23 protein-coding genes are annotated in these 19,965 nt (G+C 65.6%); 11 read left to right on the plus strand and 12 right to left on the minus strand.

Features of this window, described 5'->3' with window-relative positions:
• Positions 1-65 precede the first annotated feature (65 nt).
• The 8 genes from NZ951_03990 to NZ951_04025 all read left to right on the plus strand — a co-directional run bounded on the left by NZ951_03990 (position 66) and on the right by NZ951_04025 (position 7,323).
• Positions 66-617 (plus strand): Uma2 family endonuclease, encoded by a 552-nt coding sequence (locus NZ951_03990; GenBank protein MCS7207081.1) that lies wholly within the window; start codon positions 66-68, stop codon positions 615-617.
• A 20-nt stretch (positions 618-637) separates the two neighbouring features.
• A complete protein-coding gene (locus tag NZ951_03995) occupies positions 638-1,846 on the plus strand; it encodes a 2-oxo acid dehydrogenase subunit E2 (protein ID MCS7207082.1) in 1,209 nt (402 codons plus the stop codon).
• 3 nt (positions 1,847-1,849) lie between these two features.
• Positions 1,850-2,374, plus strand: a complete 525-nt coding sequence (locus tag NZ951_04000; protein MCS7207083.1) for a hypothetical protein — start codon at positions 1,850-1,852, stop codon at positions 2,372-2,374.
• A 176-nt stretch (positions 2,375-2,550) separates the two neighbouring features.
• Positions 2,551-3,585 carry a cytochrome c oxidase subunit II gene (coxB, locus tag NZ951_04005; GenBank protein MCS7207084.1) on the plus strand — a complete coding sequence of 345 codons (1,035 nt, stop codon included), beginning with the start codon at positions 2,551-2,553 and terminating at the stop codon, positions 3,583-3,585.
• A gap of 9 nt (positions 3,586-3,594) precedes the next feature.
• Positions 3,595-5,490, plus strand: coding sequence for a cytochrome c oxidase subunit I (gene ctaD / locus NZ951_04010; GenBank protein MCS7207085.1), 1,896 nt, complete (start codon positions 3,595-3,597; stop codon positions 5,488-5,490).
• 6 nt (positions 5,491-5,496) lie between these two features.
• Positions 5,497-6,111, plus strand: coding sequence for a cytochrome c oxidase subunit 3 (locus tag NZ951_04015; protein MCS7207086.1), 615 nt, complete (start codon positions 5,497-5,499; stop codon positions 6,109-6,111).
• Between the two features lie 15 nt (positions 6,112-6,126).
• The gene (locus tag NZ951_04020; protein MCS7207087.1) at positions 6,127-6,459 is read left to right on the plus strand and encodes a cytochrome C oxidase subunit IV family protein; all 333 of its coding nucleotides are present in this window, start codon (positions 6,127-6,129) and stop codon (positions 6,457-6,459) included.
• A 96-nt stretch (positions 6,460-6,555) separates the two neighbouring features.
• Positions 6,556-7,323 (plus strand): NAD(P)-dependent oxidoreductase, encoded by a 768-nt coding sequence (locus tag NZ951_04025; GenBank protein ID MCS7207088.1) that lies wholly within the window; start codon positions 6,556-6,558, stop codon positions 7,321-7,323.
• On the opposite strand, the gene NZ951_04030 is transcribed toward NZ951_04025, so the two are convergent.
• From NZ951_04030 to NZ951_04085, 12 genes are all read right to left on the minus strand, one after another.
• Entirely contained in the window at positions 7,320-8,468 is a 1,149-nt protein-coding gene (locus NZ951_04030; GenBank protein MCS7207089.1) for a mechanosensitive ion channel family protein, read from the minus strand. The two genes, NZ951_04025 and NZ951_04030, sit on opposite strands and share 4 nt — an antisense overlap.
• Before the next feature lie 128 nt (positions 8,469-8,596).
• On the minus strand, positions 8,597-9,379 hold the full coding sequence (locus NZ951_04035; GenBank protein MCS7207090.1) for an enoyl-CoA hydratase-related protein: 783 nt from the start codon (positions 9,377-9,379) through the stop codon (positions 8,597-8,599).
• A gap of 171 nt (positions 9,380-9,550) precedes the next feature.
• Positions 9,551-10,744: an acyl-CoA dehydrogenase family protein gene (locus NZ951_04040; protein MCS7207091.1), complete on the minus strand. Its 1,194-nt coding sequence runs from the start codon at positions 10,742-10,744 to the stop codon at positions 9,551-9,553.
• A 53-nt stretch (positions 10,745-10,797) separates the two neighbouring features.
• Positions 10,798-11,556: a lactate utilization protein gene (locus tag NZ951_04045; protein MCS7207092.1), complete on the minus strand. Its 759-nt coding sequence runs from the start codon at positions 11,554-11,556 to the stop codon at positions 10,798-10,800.
• Positions 11,553-12,995, minus strand: a complete 1,443-nt coding sequence (locus tag NZ951_04050) for a LutB/LldF family L-lactate oxidation iron-sulfur protein (protein MCS7207093.1) — start codon at positions 12,993-12,995, stop codon at positions 11,553-11,555. The genes NZ951_04045 and NZ951_04050 overlap by 4 nt, the downstream gene beginning before the upstream one ends.
• 12 nt (positions 12,996-13,007) lie before the next feature.
• A complete protein-coding gene (locus NZ951_04055; GenBank protein ID MCS7207094.1) occupies positions 13,008-13,607 on the minus strand; it encodes a hypothetical protein in 600 nt (199 codons plus the stop codon).
• Entirely contained in the window at positions 13,604-14,356 is a 753-nt protein-coding gene (locus NZ951_04060; protein ID MCS7207095.1) for a (Fe-S)-binding protein, read from the minus strand. Before NZ951_04060 ends, NZ951_04055 begins: the two co-directional genes overlap by 4 nt.
• A gap of 54 nt (positions 14,357-14,410) precedes the next feature.
• The gene (locus tag NZ951_04065; protein MCS7207096.1) at positions 14,411-15,610 is read right to left on the minus strand and encodes a CoA transferase; all 1,200 of its coding nucleotides are present in this window, start codon (positions 15,608-15,610) and stop codon (positions 14,411-14,413) included.
• Entirely contained in the window at positions 15,576-15,944 is a 369-nt protein-coding gene (locus tag NZ951_04070; GenBank protein ID MCS7207097.1) for a hypothetical protein, read from the minus strand. The genes NZ951_04065 and NZ951_04070 overlap by 35 nt, the downstream gene beginning before the upstream one ends.
• 85 nt (positions 15,945-16,029) lie before the next feature.
• A complete protein-coding gene (locus NZ951_04075) occupies positions 16,030-17,232 on the minus strand; it encodes a CoA transferase (protein MCS7207098.1) in 1,203 nt (400 codons plus the stop codon).
• A gap of 102 nt (positions 17,233-17,334) precedes the next feature.
• Positions 17,335-17,796: a MaoC family dehydratase gene (locus tag NZ951_04080; GenBank protein MCS7207099.1), complete on the minus strand. Its 462-nt coding sequence runs from the start codon at positions 17,794-17,796 to the stop codon at positions 17,335-17,337.
• A 38-nt stretch (positions 17,797-17,834) separates the two neighbouring features.
• Complete coding sequence (locus NZ951_04085) at positions 17,835-18,341, minus strand: MaoC family dehydratase N-terminal domain-containing protein (GenBank protein MCS7207100.1); 507 nt, start codon at positions 18,339-18,341, stop codon at positions 17,835-17,837.
• A gap of 94 nt (positions 18,342-18,435) precedes the next feature.
• On the opposite strand from NZ951_04085, the gene NZ951_04090 reads away from it, so the two are divergent.
• The 3 genes from NZ951_04090 (at position 18,436) to NZ951_04100 (ending at position 19,961) form a co-directional block, all read left to right on the plus strand.
• Positions 18,436-19,179 (plus strand): TlyA family RNA methyltransferase, encoded by a 744-nt coding sequence (locus tag NZ951_04090; protein MCS7207101.1) that lies wholly within the window; start codon positions 18,436-18,438, stop codon positions 19,177-19,179.
• Between the two features lie 4 nt (positions 19,180-19,183).
• Positions 19,184-19,531, plus strand: coding sequence for an aspartyl protease family protein (locus NZ951_04095; GenBank protein ID MCS7207102.1), 348 nt, complete (start codon positions 19,184-19,186; stop codon positions 19,529-19,531).
• Positions 19,532-19,592: 61 nt separating this feature from the next.
• Complete coding sequence (locus NZ951_04100) at positions 19,593-19,961, plus strand: hypothetical protein (GenBank protein MCS7207103.1); 369 nt, start codon at positions 19,593-19,595, stop codon at positions 19,959-19,961.
• Positions 19,962-19,965: the final 4 nt, after the last annotated feature.

Consider the following 19,965-nt stretch of genomic DNA (forward strand, 5'->3'; position numbering starts at 1 on the left):
CACAGCCCCTTTCCCTCCCAGGGCGCGGGCCTTACAATGGAAGGCGACACGGGGAAAGCAGGCAGATGACCAGCCACACCCGCCTCACTGCCCAAGACCTCTGGCGTATGGGCGCAGGGGATGCGCGCCGCGAACTGGTCAACGGGGAGGTCGTGGAGATGCCCCCAGCAGGTGGCGTGCACGGGAGTATTGTGACCCGTCTAGCCAGTGCCATGGCACAAGTTGCTCGCGCCAACAAAAGCGGGGAGGTGCTCTCCGGGGATGTGGGGTTCATCCTGCGCCTGCCCTATGACCCCGAACGGGTGCGCGCCCCCGACATCGCCTTCCTCGCCGCCCACCGCCTCCCCCAGGGACGCCTCCCCGAAGGCTTCCTGGACGGCCCCCCCGACCTGGCTGTGGAGATCCTCTCCCCCTCCGACAACCCCATTGAGATCCAGCAGAAGGTGCGCGACTACCTGGAGGCCGGCACCCGCCTGGTATGGGTGGTCGCCCCCAGGGCCAAGACCATCACCGTCTACCGCCCCGATGGCTCCGCACGCCTGCTCCGCGAACACGACACCCTGGACGGGGAGGATGTGCTCCCCGGCCTGCGGGTGCCCCTGTCAGAGGTGTTCTAACAGAGACGGGAGGAGCACCCATGGCAGTTACGGTAGTGATGCCCCAAATGGGCTACGACATGCGCGAGGGCAAGGTGGTGAAATGGCTGAAGCGGGAAGGGGAGACGGTGCGCCGAGGAGAGCCCCTTGCCGAGATTGAGACGGACAAGGCGGTGGTGGAGATGCCCGCTAGCGGAGAGGGGGTGGTGCGCAAAATCCTGGTGGCCGAGGGGACGACGGTGCCCGTAGGGAAGGCCATCGCCATCATCGGCACCGCCGACGAACCCCTGCCCGAGATGGCGGAGGTCGTCGCCCCTACACCCACGCCTGCCCCCACTCCACCGACGCCTACCCCTCCCCCTACGCCTGCTCCTGCCGGGGAGGTGCGTGCTTCACCTTTGGCGCGCCGTCTGGCCGAGGAACTGGGGGTGGACCTGCGCACAGTAACGGGCACCGGCCCCGGGGGACGCATCACTGAGGCGGATGTGCGCCGCGCCGCCGAACGGGCAAAGGCCCCGCCACCCGCACCTCCTCCCCCTGCACCGCCCGCACCTCCCGCCGAGGAGGAGGTGCCCCTTACCAAGATGCGCCAGGCCATCGCCCGCCTCACCACCCGCGCCAAGCAGGAGACCCCCCACTTCTATGTCTCGGTGGAGATAGATATGACCGAGGCAGTGGCCCTCCGCCAGCAGATCAACAAGGCCCTGGAAGCCCAGGGCACCCGGGTGAGCATCAACGACATGCTGGTGCGGGCGTGTGCTTTGGCGCTGAAGGAGTTCCCCACCTTCAATGCCTCCTTCCAGGACGGGAAGTTGCGGATGCACAAAGACATCCACATCGGCATCGCCATCAGCCTGGAGGGCGACCAGGGGCTGATTGTCCCCGCTTTGCTGGACTGCGCCCGCAAATCCCTGGCCGATATTGCCCGTGCATCCAAAGACCTGGTGGAGCGCGCCAACCGAGGCCACCTGACCCCCGAGGAGTATGGGGGAGCCACCTTCAGTATCAGCAACCTGGGCATGTATGATGTGGACAGTTTCATCGCTATCATCCACCCGCCCCAGGCGGCGGTGCTGGCGGTGGGGTCGGTGCGCCCCCGCCCTGTGGTACGCGACGGGCAGGTGGTGGTGCGCCAAATGTTGACCGCCACCCTCTCGGTGGACCATCGGGTAGCCGACGGTGCCCAGGCAGCCAGGTTCTTAGGGCGCATCAAGGCCCTTCTGGAGAACCCCCTCTCCCTTGTGGTGTAAGCCGTGAAGCCTCACCAGCACCTGGCCATCTCGGCCGTTCTGGGCGGGGGCGTGTGGGCCGTAACGGGGGAGCCTATGGCCCTCCCCGCCACCATTGGGGTAGGCGTCCTCATAGACATAGACCACACCCCCGACTTCTACCGGCGTTGGGTGCTGGACAAGCCCCTGCGCCTGTGGCTGGCCTTCCACGCCTACGAGTGGCTCCCCCTGGCGGCGGCGGCCTGCTGGCTGTCGGGCTGGAACCCCCTGGCGATAGGCGCAAGCGTCGGCTTTTTGGGGCACCTGCTCTGTGACCAGGTGGCCAACCCCGTGCACCCCCTCACCTACTTCATCTCCTACCGGGCCAAGGTGGGCTTTCGCGGGGACCGCCTGGTGCGGGGCGATGAAAACGCCACCCTCCGCTGGTTCCTTGCTTTGCCTGTGGTAGGGAAGCACCTCTTGTCCCTGCTGCTGTGGATGCGGCGGGTGCACGGCATCACCCGCCATCCCCTGGCCGAACCCCTCCAGGCCCCGCCAGGACGGGCGTGAGCCCCCCGTGGAGTCCGGGGGAGCAGTGCTATACTCTTGCCAGGCGCAGGCCAGGCGCCTGTGGGTGCCCCGCCCAGGGGTACAGTTGACAAGGAGGGGTGGGTGTGCTACTATGTGAAAATGGGAGCAAATCCCTCTACCTTGGGGCGGGCCGTCGCCCCTGGAGGCGTGAAAAGATGTTTTCTCGCCTACCTCTGCGTTGCCCCCGCCTGGTGGGTGTGGGACTATTCCTGGTGATTCCCCTGCTGCTCACGGCATGCACTGCCCCCCAGAACACCTTCGCTGGGCAAGGCGACCAGGCCCGCACCATCCTGGGCCTGTACTGGCTTCTCATTGGGGCGGCGGCGTTCGTGGGGGTGGTGGTCATCGCCATGCTCCTGTACGCCTTCTTCCGCTTCCGCCACCGCCCTGGTGCCGGCGAACCCCAAGAGGTACACGGCAACACCCGCCTGGAGATTGCCTGGTTCCTTATCCCCACCATCATCGTGCTCATTGTGGCTATCCCCTCGTGGCGCACCATCTTCCGCTTCGGACAAGCCCCGCCCCCTAACGCCTTGCAGGTGCAGGTGGTGGCCCACCAATGGTGGTGGGAGTTCCGCTACCTGAATCACCGTGGCCCCGATGGCAACCCCATCGTGAGTGGGAATGAACTGTATCTGCCTGTCGGGCAGCCTGTTGCTTTGACCCTGGTCTCCTCCGATGTGATACACAGTTTCTGGGTGCCCCGCCTGGCCGGGAAGATGGATGCCAACCCCGGCGTTACCACCCGTCTCACCTTCACACCCCACGAGACGGGCACCTTCTACGGGCAGTGCGCCGAGTTCTGCGGTCTCTCCCACGCCCTCATGCGCTTTCGGGTGAAGGTGCTGCCGGCCGAGGAGTTCCAGCAGTGGGTCCAGCGGCGGCAGGCCCATACCCTTCCGCCCCTGGTCGGGGACGTCCAGCGGGGCTGGGAGGTGTTCCAGGCACGGGGATGCAACGCCTGCCATACCATCGATGGCACTAGCGCCCGCGGCATCATCGGCCCCAACCTGACGGGCATGGCCAGTCGGGACGGCATTGCCGCCATGGCCCTGCCCAATACCCCAGAGGCTATGGCGCGCTGGCTGCGCAACCCGCCAGCCGTCAAGGCCGGGGCCAAGATGCCCAACCTGAACCTGACCGATGAGGAAATTTCCGCCCTGGTGGCCTTTATGGCCGCCCTCAAGTAGGAGGCGCCTATGGCTGTCAGCACTGGTGCCGTCCGTCGTCCTGCCGAAGCCACCTTCTGGTCCACCGTGTGGGAGTGGCTCACCACAGTGGACCACAAGCGCATCGGGATACTCTACTTCTGGACAGTGATCGTCTGGTTCCTGTTGGCGGGGGCACAGGCTCTGCTGATGCGCCTGCAACTGGCCCGCCCCGATGCCCAGGTGCTCACCCCCGCTGTGTATAACCAGTTGTATACCATGCACGGCACAGCGATGGTGTTCCTGGTGGGCACCCCTGTCGCCTCGGTGTTCGCCAATATGGTTTTGCCGATGATGATCGGGGCGCGGGATGTGGCCTTCCCCCGTCTGAACGCCCTGAGTTACTGGATCTTCCTGTTCGGGGGCCTGCTGTTGAACGCGGGGTGGTTGGCAGGTGGGGCCTTTGATGTGGGGTGGACGGGCTATGCCAACATGTCCACCCGCCCCTTCACCGAGGGGATCGGGGCCAACTTCTGGGTGATGGGGCTGATTGTGCTGGGCTTCTCCTCCATGGCCAGCGCCTTGAACTTCCTCGTAACCATTATCAACATGCGCGCCCCGGGGATGACCCTGATGCGTATGCCCCTCTTCGTATGGGCGCTGGCCATTGTGTTCATTCTGGTGCTGTTCGCCTTCCCTGTGCTCACGGTGGCGCTGATCTTCCTGTGGTTTGACCGCTTCTATGGCACCCGCTTCTTCGATGTGTCGGCGGGCGGGAACATCTTCCTCTGGCAGCACCTGTTCTGGATCTTCGGGCACCCGGAGGTTTATATCCTTATTCTGCCCGCCTTCGGCATCCTCTCGGAGGTGATCCCCACCTTCTCCCGCAAGCCCATATTTGGCTATACCACGATGGTGCTGGCCATGGTGGCCATCGCCTTCCTGGGGTTCAGCGTGTGGGCGCACCACATGTTCACGGTGGGCATGGGGCCGGTGGGCAACTTCGCCTTCTCTTTGTCCACCATGCTCATCGCCATCCCCACAGGGGTGAAAGTGTTCAACTGGCTGGCCACCATGTGGGGCGGGCGCATCCGCTGGCAGACGCCCATGCTCTTTGCGGGGAATGCGGTGCTTCTGTTCGTGGTTGGGGGGTTGAGCGGGATGATGCACGCCTCCCCGCCCATTGACGCCCAACAACACGACTCCTACTTCGTGGTGGCCCACTTCCACTATGTGCTGTTTGGGGGGCTGGTGATGGCTGTGTTCGCGGGGATTTACTACTGGCTCCCCAAACTGACAGGGCGCCTCCTGGACGAGGGGCTGGGCAAGGTGCACTTCTGGCTCACCTTCGTCGGCTTCAACCTCACCTTCTTCCCCATGCACTTCCTGGGGGCCCTGGGGATGCCCCGCCGCATCTACACCTACCCGGCCGAGGCGGGTTGGGGCACCCTCAACCTGCTCATCACCATCGGGGCGTTCATCACAGCGGTGGGGACTTTGTTCTTCGCCTATAACCTGTTCCGCAGTCTGCAGAAGGGTCAGCCGGCTGGGAACGACCCCTGGGATGGGCGCACTTTGGAGTGGTCCATCCCCTCACCTCCGCCCGAATACAACTTTGAGAAGATCCCCGTGGTGCACAGCCGCGACGCCTGGTGGGAGGAGAAGCGCCAGCGGCGCATCGCCCCTGTGGGCGGGGGCTCCAACGGACACGGCCCCACGCCCACCCACGCCCAGGGACACGCCCACGGGACAAGCGGGGGGGAGGAGATTCACCTGCCTAAGCCATCTATCATTCCCCTCATCCTGGCTTTGGGCCTGGCGGTGGCGGGCCTGGGCACCATCTACTCGCGGGCGCTGATCGCCCTGGGGCTGGCCATCACCGTGGGGGCCATTGTGGCCTGGGTTCTGGAGCCTCCCATCCGCGGCGTTATCCGCAGCAAGGAGTAGACGGGTATGCAGAGGGCCGTGTCTCCCGCTCCCCATGAGGCGGTGCATCCCCCCACCAATACAGGGGAGGACAACCGCAAAGTCCTGATGTGGCTGTTCCTGGCCTCGGATGTGCTGTTCTTTGGCTCCCTGATAGCCACCTTCGTCGCCTATGTGCAACGGGTGCCCCACACACCCCTCCACGAGGTGTTCAACATCCCCCTCACCTCGTGGAGTGCCTTCGTGCTCCTGATGAGCAGTGTAACTATGGCGCTGGCGGTGTGGGCATCCCATGCGGGCAAGATGCGCCTGATGCGCATCTACCTGCTGGCCACGGTGCTGTTGGGGGTGCACTTCCTGGCCAACCAGGGGTTTGAGTTCTACCACTTCGTACACGATGGGTTCACGCCCCGGGTGAACCCCGTGGGGTCGGCCTTCTTCACCCTCACGGGCTTCCACGGGGCGCACGTCACGGTGGGAGTGTTGTGGCTGCTCGCCCTATTCCTGGCGTCCTTCCGCGGCGGCATCACCCAGAAGAACGCCATTTGGGTAGAGGTAGCGGGCCTCTACTGGCACTTTGTGGATGTGGTGTGGATCGTCATCTTCGCCGTGGTCTACCTGATCGGCGCAGCCCTCTACTAGGGCGGGAGGTGCATTGTGGCTCACCCATCCCACACCCCCGAACAGCGCCACGTGGTGCACAAGGCCGGCCCCAAGACCTGCGCCCTTGTGGCCCTGGTGCTGACCGTTATCACCCTTATTGAGGTGGGCATGTTCCCCGGCTACCCCCTTTACTTTGAGGCGATGCGCCCGGTGCTGGTGCCCCTGTTTCTGTTGTTAGGGGCGGGCAAGTTCGCCCTGGTGGCCGCCTTCTACATGCACCTCAAGTATGACACCCCCATTCTGGCGGGCATCTTCGCCTTCGGCATGACGGTGGGCACCGCTATCGTCATCTCGGTTATCCAACTCTTCCGCCACTTCCACTTCTAAACCCCCGCGCGTTCCTTCCCTGGGCGACGGTGACGGGCGTATCCTAGCGCCAGGGGGGGTTTCGTGTCTGTTCTCCCCCTGCAACGGAGGTGGCATATGGCGACCATTCTCGTAACGGGGATGAGCGGGCTTATCGGGGGCATCGTGCGCCGACGCCTGGAGGGGAAGCACACCCTCTACGCCCTCAACCGCCGTCCGGTGGAGGGCATCCCCACCCACCAGGCCGACATCGCCGACTTGAGCGCCATCCTGCCCGCCTTTGCAGGGAAAGAAGTGGTCATCCACTTGGCAGGGCACCTGGGGGAGGACTGGGAGGGCAACCTCCATACCAATATCATCGGCACCTACCATGTCTATGAGGCAGCGCGCCAGCACGGCGTTCGGCGCATTATCTACGCCAGCAGCGGGGCCGTTATCGGGGGGTGGGAGCGAGAGGAGCCCTATAAGGCCCTGGTAGAGGGGCGCTACCCGGATGTGCCCTTCCCCTGGCGCTTGGTGGACCACGAGACACCTATCCGCCCCCGGAGCCTGTACGGATGCGGCAAGGCGTGGGGGGAAATCCTGGGACGCTACTACGCCGACGCCTTCGGCATCTCAGTGCTGTGCCTGCGCATCGGGCATGTTACGGCGGAGGACCGCCCCACCCGCCTACCCGCCGACTGGGCCAACTGGTGTAGCCAGCGGGACATCGGGCAGTTGATCGAGCGGTGTGTGGAGGCTCCGCCCACCCTTCGCTTCGCCATCTTCTACGGACTGTCCGACAATCCCTGGCGTTACCGGGATATTGAATACGCCCGCCGTTGGCTGGGCTATGCCCCCCAGGATAGTGCCGAGGCCTACCGCCCGAAGGGGGAAAAGGTCTAGGCGGTGCTGGGGGGAGAGGCATCCTCCCCGCCGGCGGGCACGGGGCGCGCCTCCTGCACGCGGACGCGCAGGGCCTTCCCGTCGGCGAAATAGAGGGTGCGGGCCGGGTAGTTGATGACGATTCCCTCCTGGGCGAAGCGCCGGTGCAGGGCCTTGATCATCTCGTGCACTAGGGGGAAACTGTTGGGCCGGTCAATGGCGCGCAGCACAACGATGAAGTTGATGTTAGACTCGCCGAAATCCCGGAAGCGGAAGAGGGGCGTCCAGGTAGACACAGCACCGGGATGGCTCTTCTGAATCTTTTGCGCCTCCTCCAGGGCGACGCGCTCCACCTGCTCCAGGTTGGACTCGTAGGCCACTCCGCAGGTAACGGTAACATTCACCTCTTTGTTGGGTTGGAAGAAGTTGGTAACCACCGAGTCGGCCAGGCGGTTGTTGGGGATAATCACCAGGTTGTTCTCTACAGTGTGAATCTTGGTGGTGCGCCAGCCGATCTCCACCACCGTGCCCATGACGCCGCTGTCCAGTTGGATGAAGTCGCCAGGGCGCACGGCGGCATCGGTCAGGATATAGGTGCCGGCGAAGAAGTTGGACAGGGTGGGTTGCAGAGCCAGGGCCACCGCCAGACCGCTGATGCCCAAGCCCGCCACCAGGGGACTGATGTTGATGTTCAAGCGGTCCAAAGCGATGATGAGGGCAATGCCCCAAATGACCACAAAGGCGACACGGCGCAGGATAGGCAGAAGTTTCTCGTCAATATCCGTCCTGGTGCGGGCGGCCATTTCGGTGCCGTACCAGGTGAGGAGGGCACCCGCCACCCGGTTGACCAACGAGGCGATGTTGAAGATAACGATCACAACCGTGGCGCTGCGGATGATGCCGAGGTAAGGCCCCAGAAACTCAATGTGAAGCAGGCTCAGGTAGGAGCCGATGACGAGGATGATGAGCACGACGGGCAGACGCGCCGCCGCCACCAGGCGGTCGTCCAGGGTGGTGGAAGTGCGGCGGGTGAAGAGAGAGACCACCCGCTGGAGGACGAAGTTCACCGTTAGGGCGATGCCCAGGGCAATCCCGAAGGTGATGAGGGCGAGGGTTACCTCACGGAACACCATGGCAGGTGTCTCTTGGAGGGGTATGCTGGGCATACGGTGCCCCCCACGGATGCAGGGATATCAGCACCCTCTTATTATGTTCCCGCAGGTGGGGAGGCGTCAACGGCGCGGGAAGGCCCCCGAGCCAGCCGCCTATATCCTGGGGATACCCTTGACAAACCCTATCGCCCCTGGAAGTTGGGTTTGCGCTTCTCGGCGAAGGCGCGGGGTCCCTCTTTGGCGTCCTCGGTGAAGGAGAGGATTTTGGCCATCGCCTGCTCCAGGCGGAGGCCATATTCAATGGGTAAATACTGCCCCCGCACCGCCAACTCCTTGATGGCCCGCACGGCTAAGGGGGCGTTCTCGCAAATCAGGTGGGCGATGCGCTCCGCCTCGGCCATCAACTGCTCCCGGGGCACAATCTTGTTGATGAGGCCGATGCGGTAGGCCTCCTGGGCATCGATCATCTCCCCCGTCAGCAAAATGTACATGGCGATGGGGTAGGGGAGTTGCTGAATGGTGCGCTGGGTGCCCCCATTGCCGGGGAGGATGCCCCGCTTCACCTCCGCCAGGCTGAAGCGCGCCTCGGGCACGGCGATACGGATGTCGGTGGCCAGGAGGAGGGTCATCCCCCCCGCTAGGCAGTAGCCGTTGACGGCGGCGATGATGGGCTTCCACACCTCCAGGCCCCGGTTGAGGATGGGGTCGGCCTGGGTCTGCCAGAACTCCCACATCTCCTGGGGACGGCCGATGGTGCGGCGTAGGTCGGCCCCCGCCGAAAAGGCCTTATCCCCCGCCCCGGTGATGATGGCGCACCAGATATTCGGGTCGTCCCGCACATCCATCCACGCCCGCGACAGGGCCTTATAGGTGTCGGGGTCCATGGCGTTCATCACCTCGGGGCGGTTGATGGTCAGGTAGGCGATGTGGCCCTTCTTTTCGTAGATGAGGGTGTTGGTGGTCATGGCATGCCTCCTCGGGTTTGACGGGCCTTACTTGGGCGTTCGCCACCAGTTATGGTCTATGGCCAGCATCGTTTGCCCCTCCGCCTCCTGGCGCGGGCCGTTGGGGCTCGTAGAGGGCGGAGGATCTCCCTGCCGATGAGGGAGAGCCTCGGGAGGCGGTAACTCCCCTCCTCACGTCCCCACGGGTGCCCCGTGCCCCCCGCTGAACAGGTAGCGGGCGATAACCATACGCATCACCTCCGAGGGGCCTTCGCCGATACGGCGCACCCGCGCCTCCCGATACCACCGCTCCAGGGGAAGCCACTTGCTCACCCCATACCCCCCGTGCACCTGCACCGCCCGGTCCACTGCCCGCATCAGCACCTCCGAGGAGAACACCTTGGCCATGGCCGCCTCCATGCGGAAGTCCTCCCCGCTGTCGTACTTCCAGGCCGCCTCCCACACCAGCCAGCGGCAGGCGCGTATCTCCATTTCGCTGTCCACCAGCATCCACTGAATCGCCTGGCGGGTGGACAGGGGGGCACCGAAGGTCTCCCGCTTCTGGGCGTAGTCCACGGCCATGCGCTGGGCAGCCACCGCCACTCCCAGGTTGGCCGCCGCGTAGGGGATGCGTCCCCGCGCCAACAGCCGATTGGCCAAGATGTCCCACCCCTTGTGCACCTCCCCCACCAGGTAGCGGTGGGGCACCCGCACCGAGTCAAAGAACAGTTGGGCGGGATAGTAGGGACGGATGACGGGGATGGGCTGCCAGGTGAAGCCGGGCATGCCCTTCTCCACGATGAAGCAGGAGATGCCCCGTCGGCTTTGGGGGTCGGTGCGGGCGAACACCAGCCCCCAATCGGCCTGGAGCGCCCCCGAGATGAAGATCTTGCTCCCGTTCAGAATCCAGTCGTCGCCGTCGCGTCGGGCGGTGGTGCGGATGGCGCGGGCCGGGTCGGATCCCCCCGAAGGCTCGGTGATGGCGAAGAAGGCGTGGCGCTTCCCCTCAATGGTGGGCTTCACGAACTGCTCTATCTGCTCGGGGGTGCCGTATTCCCAGGCCACGGGCGGGGGCGGGGTGCCGAAGGTGCCATAGCCCGGCAGGTACAGCCCTGCCCGATGCTGGACCATCTCCTCATGGACCACCGCCTCCCAGAAGCAGTTCAACCCCGCACCTCCCAGATGCTCCGGCACCGTGGGGCACCACATCCCCATATCCTTCACCTTCCGCGACAGGCGCTGGTAGTCCTCTGGAGGAATCTCTATCGCCTCGGGGTCCAGGTGCCGTTCCAGGGGGATAATCTCGTTCTGGATGTAGTCGCGCACCGCCTGCCGAAGCATGCGCAGGGGTTCGGGGAGCACATAGGCATCGGGCGACACCGGCACGGCACACCTCCTCGTTTCCGAGGGGAGTATAGCAAAGGCCGTGCCCCGTGAGGCTACCACACCGCCACCAGGTAGACCTCCTGGGGGCCGTGCACACCGACGACGATGGTCTGCTCAATGTCCCCCGTGCGGCTGGGGCCACTGATGAGCGACCAATAGCCCCCCGGGTCGCCCTGGGCCAAGAACTGGGCCTTGTGGAGGGTCAGGGCGTCCGCCAGGGTCTCCACCACCTGCTCGGCTTCCACGATGGCGATGTGGCGTGGGGGGGTGAGGCTGGCCAAACGGCTCACCCCCCGCCGGGGCAGAAGGATGGCCGTAGCCGTTTCGGCCACCATGTAGTCCACCCCTGTGATGCCGATGTCGGCTTGGATGGCCGTCTGGCGCAGGCGGCGTCGGCTCTCCTGGGGGGCGTCAGAATCATAGGCCATAAGGGTGCATTCCACGCCTAAGCCACGCAGGGCGTCCTCCACAGGGGCGCGGGTGAAGATGGGATGGGCAGTGCGCACCACAGAGCGGGCACCCACCTGTTGCACAATCTGGGCCACGGCCTGCGCCGCCCCCTTGTGGTCGCCCGCTCGCACCACTTTCCAGTTCATCAGCCCCGCCATGCGCTCCAGACGCAGGAGGAGGTCCTCCCGCCGCGCCTGTAGACGCCGACGCACCTGGTCGGCCTCCGTCTGCCAGGCGGCGAGGGTATTGGGGATACGGGCAGGATCCTCTCCAGCGGGGGCATGCTGCCCCTGGTGCTCCCGCCCCTGGGCGCGGTGCAGGGCCTGGCGCACATGGGCCAGGAAAGATTGGCGCGTGGTCATGGACGGCCCCCTTTCCCCTGAGCCAGGGCTTTCCAGCGGAGACGGAAGGAGCGGTGGGCCACAGGCGGGAAGTCCCGGGAGCGCGTCCACCCGTTCAAAGGGGGCGGGAGCCAGGGGATGTGCCCCCCCCGCACCAAGGGGCGCTGGAGCAGGGAGCCGACTCGCCCCGCCCAGGTGAAGGCCCAGGGGTGCTCCACCAAGAACAGCCACCCCCGCATCAGGGCCTTCTCCAGCAGGTTGACCTTGCGCTCTGTGGGGGGGCCCTCCGAAAGGCGCTGGCGCAACGCCAACAGCATGTGCGGGATGTTGATGCGCAGGGGACACACCTCCCGACACGCCCCGCATAGGCTGGAGGCATTGGGGAGGTCTTTGGCCTTGGGCAGGCCCACCAGCATAGGCGTCACGATGGAGCCGATGGGGCCGGGATAGACCCACCCGTAGGCATGCCCCCCCACCTTGCCATACACAGGGCAGGCGTTCAAACACGCCCCACAGCGGATGCAGAACAAGGCCTCCTGCAGTTCGGGGTCCTCCAGCATACGGCTGCGCCCGTTGTCCAGGATAACCAGGTGGAACTCCTCGGGGCCGTCCTCCTCGTCGGCGCGGCGGGGGCCGGTGACGAAGGTTACATAGGAGGAGATGCGCTGACCCGTGGCGGCGCGGGTCAACAGGGCAATGAAAACAGCGAGATCCTCCCAGCGGGGGATGACCTTCTCCATTCCCATTATGGCGATGTGCACTCGGGGCATGCTGGTGCACATGCGCCCATTGCCCTCGTTGGTCACGAGGACGATGGTGCCCGTCTCGGCCACGGCGAAGTTGACGCCTGTGATGCCTATATCCGCCTGGATGAACTTCTGGCGCAGAACGCGCCGGGCGATGCCCGCGAGAGCGGGGATGTCGCTCACCCGTTCGGCACCCAGGCGTCGGACGAACAGGTCGGACACCTCCTCCTTGGACTTGTGGATGGCCGGGGCGATGATGTGGAAGGGGCGCTCCCCCGCCAGTTGGATGATGTACTCCCCCAGGTCGGTCTCCACCGTTTCTATGCCCGCCGCCTCAAGCACCTGGGTCAGCCCCATCTCCTCGGAGACCATGCTTTTGCTCTTGATGATGAGGCGCGCCCCGTGCCGGCGGGCAACCTGCAGGACATAGGTGTTGGCCTCCTGGGCCGTGGAGGCCCAGCACACCTTCCCGCCGTGGCGCTCCACCTGCTGGGCCAGCATCTCTAGGTAGTGGTCCAGGTGGCGGATGGTATGGGCCTTGATTCGGCGGCCCTGCTCCCGCAAGGCTTCCCAGCGCTCCAGGCCGATTTCGGCCAGGGCATGGGCGCGGGCCTCGTGGAAGTGGGACAAACGCCGCAAGGAGCGCTGGATGAAGGCGTCCTGCAACGCCTTTTGGGCACTGTGGGGGAACTGCTGGGTCCATACTTCGCCCACGGCGCACCTTCCCTATTCCGTAGCGGCATACTCACCACATATCTGCACGAACCGTTGGAGGATAGGCGACGGCTCCCCCTGGGGGGTTACCTCCACATGGGGGAGGAGGCCGAAATGGGGACGGGTGGGGTGCATCAGGGCCTCCACCTTGCTGACCGCCGAGGTGGCACAGGGCACCAGGTGCTCCTCGTCCACCGCCTGGATGACCGTCAGGGTGCTGTGGTACAGGAGGGCCTCCCCCTGCCCCAGGGGGAAGGAGGGGGCAAAACGCACAGGCACATACCCCTTCACCCGCTGGGGCAGGCGCAGGAACGCCCGCCTCCCCCCATCGTAGGTGTAGGCCAGCAAAAGCGCCCCCTGACAAATGCCCAAGAGGGGCTTGCGGATGTGGGGGATGACCTCCTTGTACCACAAGATGTAGAGGCGGCGCTCCTCGCGGCGGTCGGTGCCCCACGACCCCCCACTCACCACTACCCCGTCAAATGCGTTCCAGTCGGCATCCGTCCTGGGGGGGAGCACCGTTACCTCGGCACCGGCCAGGCGCACTTGGCGAAGCAGGTGCTCCCGGTAGACGCTGGCGTTGTCCAGGATGGCGATGCGCACCGCTCTCACGGGAGGCCCTCCGCCAAAAACTGGGCGATGTGCATAGGGCGCACCTGCATCCCCCGCCGGCGCATGGCCCCGCCCATGTGCATCAGGCAACTGCTGTCGGTGGCCACCAGCACCTGGGCACCGCTGTGGGCGATGTTCTCCAGTTTGTCCTGCAAAATGGCCGAGGAGATGGGGGCATACTTGACGGAAAAGGTTCCGCCAAACCCACAGCACACTTCGTGGTGCGCGAACTCCACGAAGCGCACACCCTTGACGGCCTGCAGGAGGGCGCGGGGCTCGTCCCGTATCCCTAGTTCCCGTAAGGAGTGGCAGGAGTCGTGATAGGTAACGGTGAGGCCATTGGCGTAGCGCGCACCGATATCGGTTACGCCCAGCACACGCACCAGGAACTGGCTGAACTCGTAAGTGCGGGATGCCAGGGCACGGGCCTGGGACAGGCGTTGGGGGTCATCGGGGAACAGGGAGGGATAAAACACCCGCACCATGCTGGCGCAGGAGCCGGAGGGGGCGACGATAAGGGGGGCATCCTTGAAGGCATCCAGAAAGTGGCGGGCGGCAGCCCGCGCCTCCCGACGGAACCCGCTGTTGAAGGCGGGCTGGCCACAGCAGGTCTGGTTTGGGGGGAAGTCCACCTCTACCCCCAGGTGGCGGAGCACCTTCACCACACTCTCCCCCACCTGGGGGAAGAACTGGTCTACCAGACAGGTTACGAACAGCGCCACGCGGCGGGGCGGGGTCTGCATCGTCATCCTCTCCACCTCTGGGCTGGCGGGGTATCCCCCCAAAGGCGCATCCTGCGGGGTTTACTCAATCGCCCCCTGCTCCCGCAGGGACTGAACCTGTTGGCTAGTATAGCCCAACTCGGCCAGAACCTGCGCGGTGTGCTGGCCGGGGGATGCTCCCAGACTCCGGATGCGCCCCGGCGTGGCGGAGAACTTGGGGGCAATGCCCACCTGGCGCACGGTTTCCCCGTTGACCTGCCCCACCTCCACCATCATCTGTCGGTGGCGCACCTGGGGGTCGCGCATCACCTCGTCCAGGGTATACACGGGGGCCACGGCGATGTCCCCCTGGGAGCGCAGGTAGGCCCACCACTCGTCCCGGGTGCGGGTCAGGAAAATCTGGCGGAAGGCGGAGAAGATGTCGGGGTAGGTGGCCTCGTTGTGCTGGTGGGGAATGAAGTCCTCCCGTCCCAGGGCGCGACACAGGTTCTCCCAAAACCACGGCTCGATGCACCCGATGCTGATGTAGCGCCCATCCTTGCAGGGGTAGACATTGTAGTAGGGCACGCCGCCGTTGAGGCGCATGGTGCCCGGCTCCGGCACCTTCCCCACCAGCAGGTACTCGCTGACCACCGCCGCCAAAAGGTACAGCACGCCGTCGGTCATGGCGATGTCAATGTATTGCCCCTGGCCCGTGCGCTCGCGGTGGAGCAGGGCAACCACAATGGCCAGGGCGGCCAGCAGGCCCCCGCCCGCATAGTCGGCCAGGAGATTGTACGGGATGGCGGGGGGCCCCCCCTGGGGGCCGATGATGCCCAAAGCCCCCCCAATGGAGATGTAGTTGATGTCGTGCCCCACCAGACCCGCATAGGGGCCATCCTGCCCATAGCCCGAGAGAGAGCAGTAAACCAGGCGGGGGTTGACCGCTTTGAGGGTGTCGTAGTCGCACGCTAGGCGCTTCACCACTCCTGGGCGGAACCCCTCCACAAACACATCGGCCCGCTCCACCAGGCGGTGGAGGATGCGTTGGGCCTCGGGGTGCTTCAGGTTGAGGGCGATACTGCGCTTCCCGCGGTGGAGGGCGTTGAAGGCCACCTGTCGGCGCTGGGCCTGGGCATCGGCCCCTCCCAGGTCCCGTTCCATGCGGGTGCGCCGTCCCCCGCCCGGCTCCTCCACCCGCAGCACATCGGCCCCCAGGTCGGCCAGCACCATCGTGCAGAACGGCCCCGGGGCCAAACGGGACAGGTCAATGACGCGGTAGCCCTCCAGTGGAAGTGGCATGGGGTCTCCCCTCCTTTCGGGGCGAGGTCGGCCTGTGCGGAGAGGCGAGCATGTGGGCCGCCCGCTCCAGGGCGCGCTGGGCCTTTGCCCTGTCCCCCTCCACCAGCATCTCCAGAGCGTAAGCGAGCACCTCCCCTAGGGCGTGCAGCATCTCCATCTCCCGGTGCCCCCGCTCGTAGGCGAGGATGACGCGGTCCTCCACCTGCGCCAGGAGGTCCTCCAGGGCGCGTTGCACGGCCTCGGATTGCTGGGGCGTGGTGGCCGTAGCCAAGCGCTCCTGGGCTTGGCGTACACGAGAAGCCCACACAAGGGCATAGTCCGGGCGGGGGCACATCCCTTTGCTCCTCACCCTTGGGGGACAAGCCCCTCTCCATCCCAAGCCACGCCATGCCCAGCATAGCACACAGCCGAGCCCACCTTTACCGCACCACCTTCCGTTGGTAGAGGGCGTCCACCTCTTCGTTGGTGTAGCCCAGTTCCCGCAAAAGTTCGCGGGTGTGCTCTCCGAGCAAGGGGGCAGGGCGACGCACTGTGGCCGGGGACTCGTGGAGATCGGCGGGAAAGGCCAGGGCACGGATGCGCCCCGCCTGGGGATGCACCGTCTCCACGATGCGTCCATTGGCCTGCAGGTCGCCGTCGGCCACGATGTGGGCATAATCCCGCACAGGCACCACCCATTGGTTATACCGCCGCAGAAGAGCCACCCACGTGTCCCTGTCCTTCTGGAGGAACACCTCCCGCAGGATAGCGGCCAAAAGGCTTCGGTGGGCCTCCCGCTGCTCCCGGGTGGCGAAACGGGCATCCTGGGCCAGGTCGGGGCGTTCAATGGCCGTGCAGAAATCGGCCCATTGGTCGTCGCGGGAGGAGGAGAGGGCCAGTTCCTGGCCATCCCGACACCGCCAGATGCCATAGGGGGGCGGGCTGACCGGGGATCCCATCCCCCGCTTCGGGGGCACTATCCCCGTGTTGAGGAAGATGGAGAAGCGGTCGTGCTGGAGGGCCATGAGGCTGGCCAAGAGGGACACATGCACCTCCTGCCCCTGGCCCGTGCGCTCCCGATGGTACAGGGCGGCCAGGATGGCCAAGGCGGTGATCACACCCCCCGAGGCATCCCCGATGTGGTCGCCGATGGGGGTAGAAGGCAGGTCGGGATAGCCCGTTACGCTCAGAATGCCGCTCATAGCCTGAATCTGCAGGTCTTGGCCGGGCAGGTCTTTGAAGGGGCCGTGCTGTCCAAAGCCGGAGATGCCGGCGAAGATGAGGCGGGGGTTGATCTCCCGCAGACGGGCGTAGGACAGCCCCAGGCGCTCTAAAGTCTGGGGGCGGATGTTGTGCACGAACACATCAGCGGTGGCCACCAGGCGGTGGGCGATAGCCTGGCCTTCGGGGGTGGCCAGGTCCACGGCTAGGCTCCGCTTGTTGCGATTGCGCACCCCGAAGGGGTAGGAGAACCGCCCCTCGGGGGTAAAGGGAGGCAACTCCCGAATGCGGTCGCCCCGCTCCACCGGCTCCAGTTTGATCACATCCGCCCCCAGGTCGCCCAAAAGGGCACAACAGTAGGGGCCGGCGTACATATGGGTGTGCTCCACCACCCGAATGCCGTGCAAGGGCCCTAACGCCATAGACGCACTCCAGGGTGTGCCGACACCTCTCTTTGCTCCAGCCCCCCTCTGGCGGGAGAAGACGGGGACAGAGGCGCGCAGGGGGTGGGCTTGCCCAGGGGATTAGGGGAAATGGACAGTGGCCGTCCCCACATAGACCACCTGCCCCCGCTGGTTGACACCCGTCAGTTCACATACCACCAGGTTGCGCCCCTCCTCCTGGCGCTTGTCCACCACCTTGCCGGTGATGGTTACCGTGTCGCCCGCGTAAATGGGGGCCACCGCCTTGAAGGTGTAGCGGCTGTGGGGGCTGAACAGGGCCTGGTGGGGAAAGGCCTGCTCCAACACCTGGAAGAAGTAATCGGCCGTGGCGATGCCCATGTTCACCGTGGCCCCGAAGATACCCCCGCGGGCGAACTCAGGGTCGCTGTGTAGGTCCTTCCACTCCCGCCGAGGGCCCAGAATGGCGCGCCGAAAGGCCCCGAAGGCGTCAATCGTCTCCTGGGTCTCCCGTTTGGTCTGGCTCGGCAGTGCATCCCCAATGCGGATGGATTCCCAAGTGACGCCTTTGGCCTGGACGACCATATCTTCCCTCCTATGGGTAGTCTGGGAGGCTTATGCCTTTACCGCCCCTCCGAGCGTCCCCCGTCTCCCCCCGGGGGAGACACCTTCCCCTTGGCGTAGTGCCACAGGCAAGTGTAGATGTATTCCGCCACCTTCTCCCCCCGCTGATTGTAGGCGGTGATAAGGAAGTCGATGAATTTGTTCCCCTTGCGCTCGTATTTGGCGTAAGTCTTGGTGGTGCTGGTGATGACATCGCCAGGGCGCACGGGGCGATAGAGGGTAACCTGGGAGCCGACATAGGGCGTGGCGCGGGGGTTGGTCTTGGCCTGCTCGGGGGCCACATAGCCCGCTGCGGCGATGGCCTGGTCGCGGCGCATGGGGGCATAGGCGAACACCATCCCCGGCGGTGCCACCAGGTCGGCATCCGCAGGGGGGATATGCTCGTAACGGCACACCTTCATATACTCCCGTATCATATCAGCCGTAACCTCTATGCGGATGGGGGGCGATTCATCCCCAATACGGGCCACCTCCCACTCGTAGAGGCGCTCCTGCTCCTGGACCATAGCCCCTCCTCGCGCAGGCTCTGGCGCGGGTACCAGCGCCCATTATACCAGCGCAAGGGAGCACGGGGGCCCCTATGATAGAGGGGAGGCCCCCATGCCCCACCTCCGCACGCGCCTGGATACCCTTCTGGTGGAGCGGGGCCTGGCCCCCACACGGGAGAAGGCCCAGGCCCTGGTGCTGGCGGGCCAGGTGCTGGTGGACGGCCAGCCCGCCCGCAAGCCGGGGCAGACGGTAGACCCCTCGGCCCACGTGGAGGTGTTGGCCCCCCTGCCCTATGTGAGCCGGGGAGGCATCAAACTGGCCCACGCCCTGGACACCTTCCGCATCTCCGTGGAGGGGAAGGTGTGCCTGGATGTGGGGGCGTCCACCGGGGGCTTCACCGACTGCCTCCTGCAAAGGGGGGCGCGACGGGTCTATGCCGTAGATGTGGGGCGGGGGCAGTTGGACCTGCGCTTGCGCCGGGACCCCCGCGTGGTAGTCATGGAAGGGGTCAACGCCCGCTACCCCTTCCCCCTGCCTGAACCCGTAGACCTCATCACCGTGGACGTGTCCTTCATCTCCCTACGGTTGGTGCTGCCCAGCGTGGCCCGCCACCTGGGACGAGGGGGAACGGTGCTCTGCCTGGTGAAGCCCCAGTTTGAAGCACCACGGCAGAAGGTGGGAAAGGGGGGCGTGGTGCGCGACCCGACAGTGCACGCCCAGGCCATCGCCTCCGTCGCCGTGTGGGCCATTGGGCAGGGGTGGCGTGTGCGGGGGATTACCCCTTCCCCCATCCTGGGAGACAAGGGCAACCGCGAGTTCTTCCTATGGCTGGAGGTGCCCCCCGTGCTACCATAGGGGCGTGGGAGCCTTTCGTGTCCCCCTGGAGATAGGCAACCCCCAGGGACAACGCCGGGAGAAGGTAGAGGCCCTGGTGAACACAGGCACAACCTATACGGTAGTGCCCGCGTCGGTGTTGCATCGCCTGGGGGTTGAGGTGTGGGAGCGCCACCCCTTCCTTCTGGCCGATGGCCGGCAGGCTGAGTATGCCATCGGGATGGCGCGCCTGCGCCTAGAGGGGCGGTCGCAGATGTGCCCGGTGGTGTTCGGGGAAGAAGGGATAACCCCTCTGCTGGGCGTGGTAACCCTGGAGATTTTTCGCCTCGCCGTTGACCCCGTGGGCGACGGCTTGTCCCCGTGCCCGTCCTGATGATGGCGAAAGGCCTCCCCGAAACCGGGGAGCCGTTTTCCTGCGCTACCATAGAGGTGACATGGGCACCTTCCCTTATCTTCTCACCCTCATCGGCCCTACAGGGCGAACCGAGCGTCTGGAGGCCCGGGTGGGCACGGGCGCAACCTTTACCACCCTCCCCGCACCCATCCTGAAGCGCCTGGGCGTCCGCCTCTGCTGGCGTGCGCGTCCAGCCGTGGCCGACGGAAAGGAAGGGGAGTGGCCCATGGCCGAGGTGGTGGCCCGTCTGGACGGGCAGGAGCGCACCATCCTGTGCATCTTCGGCCCGCCCGGCTCCGTCCCCCTCCTGGGGGCGCCCGCGGTGGAAGCCTTCCTGCTGACGGTCGACTTCGTGGAGAAGCGCTCGGTGCCCAAAGAGCAAGTTTACCTTACGGTCGGAACTGGGTAGGACA

The organism is Dehalococcoidia bacterium (genome assembly GCA_025060295.1).
Classification (GTDB): domain Bacteria; phylum Chloroflexota; class Dehalococcoidia; order Lucifugimonadales; family HRBIN23; genus HRBIN23.

Bases quoted from the DNA above. Each gene is read 5' to 3' on its own strand.
- NZ951_04100 (MCS7207103.1), top strand. From the start codon at position 19,593: ATGGGCACCTTCCCTTATCTTCTCACCCTCATCGGCCCTACAGGGCGA.
- NZ951_04075 (MCS7207098.1), bottom strand. From the start codon at position 17,232: ATGGCGTTAGGGCCCTTGCACGGCATTCGGGTGGTGGAGCACACCCAT.
- NZ951_04035 (MCS7207090.1), bottom strand. From the start codon at position 9,379: ATGACCACCAACACCCTCATCTACGAAAAGAAGGGCCACATCGCCTAC.
- NZ951_04015 (MCS7207086.1), top strand. From the start codon at position 5,497: ATGCAGAGGGCCGTGTCTCCCGCTCCCCATGAGGCGGTGCATCCCCCC.
- NZ951_04085 (MCS7207100.1), bottom strand. From the start codon at position 18,341: ATGGTCCAGGAGCAGGAGCGCCTCTACGAGTGGGAGGTGGCCCGTATT.
- NZ951_04030 (MCS7207089.1), bottom strand. From the start codon at position 8,468: ATGCCCAGCATACCCCTCCAAGAGACACCTGCCATGGTGTTCCGTGAG.
- ctaD (MCS7207085.1), top strand. From the start codon at position 3,595: ATGGCTGTCAGCACTGGTGCCGTCCGTCGTCCTGCCGAAGCCACCTTC.
- NZ951_03990 (MCS7207081.1), top strand. From the start codon at position 66: ATGACCAGCCACACCCGCCTCACTGCCCAAGACCTCTGGCGTATGGGC.
- NZ951_04070 (MCS7207097.1), bottom strand. From the start codon at position 15,944: ATGTGCCCCCGCCCGGACTATGCCCTTGTGTGGGCTTCTCGTGTACGC.
- NZ951_04060 (MCS7207095.1), bottom strand. From the start codon at position 14,356: ATGACGATGCAGACCCCGCCCCGCCGCGTGGCGCTGTTCGTAACCTGT.
- NZ951_03995 (MCS7207082.1), top strand. From the start codon at position 638: ATGGCAGTTACGGTAGTGATGCCCCAAATGGGCTACGACATGCGCGAG.
- coxB (MCS7207084.1), top strand. From the start codon at position 2,551: ATGTTTTCTCGCCTACCTCTGCGTTGCCCCCGCCTGGTGGGTGTGGGA.
- NZ951_04065 (MCS7207096.1), bottom strand. From the start codon at position 15,610: ATGCCACTTCCACTGGAGGGCTACCGCGTCATTGACCTGTCCCGTTTG.
- NZ951_04045 (MCS7207092.1), bottom strand. From the start codon at position 11,556: ATGACCACGCGCCAATCTTTCCTGGCCCATGTGCGCCAGGCCCTGCAC.
- NZ951_04080 (MCS7207099.1), bottom strand. From the start codon at position 17,796: ATGGTCGTCCAGGCCAAAGGCGTCACTTGGGAATCCATCCGCATTGGG.
- NZ951_04025 (MCS7207088.1), top strand. From the start codon at position 6,556: ATGGCGACCATTCTCGTAACGGGGATGAGCGGGCTTATCGGGGGCATC.
- NZ951_04090 (MCS7207101.1), top strand. From the start codon at position 18,436: ATGCCCCACCTCCGCACGCGCCTGGATACCCTTCTGGTGGAGCGGGGC.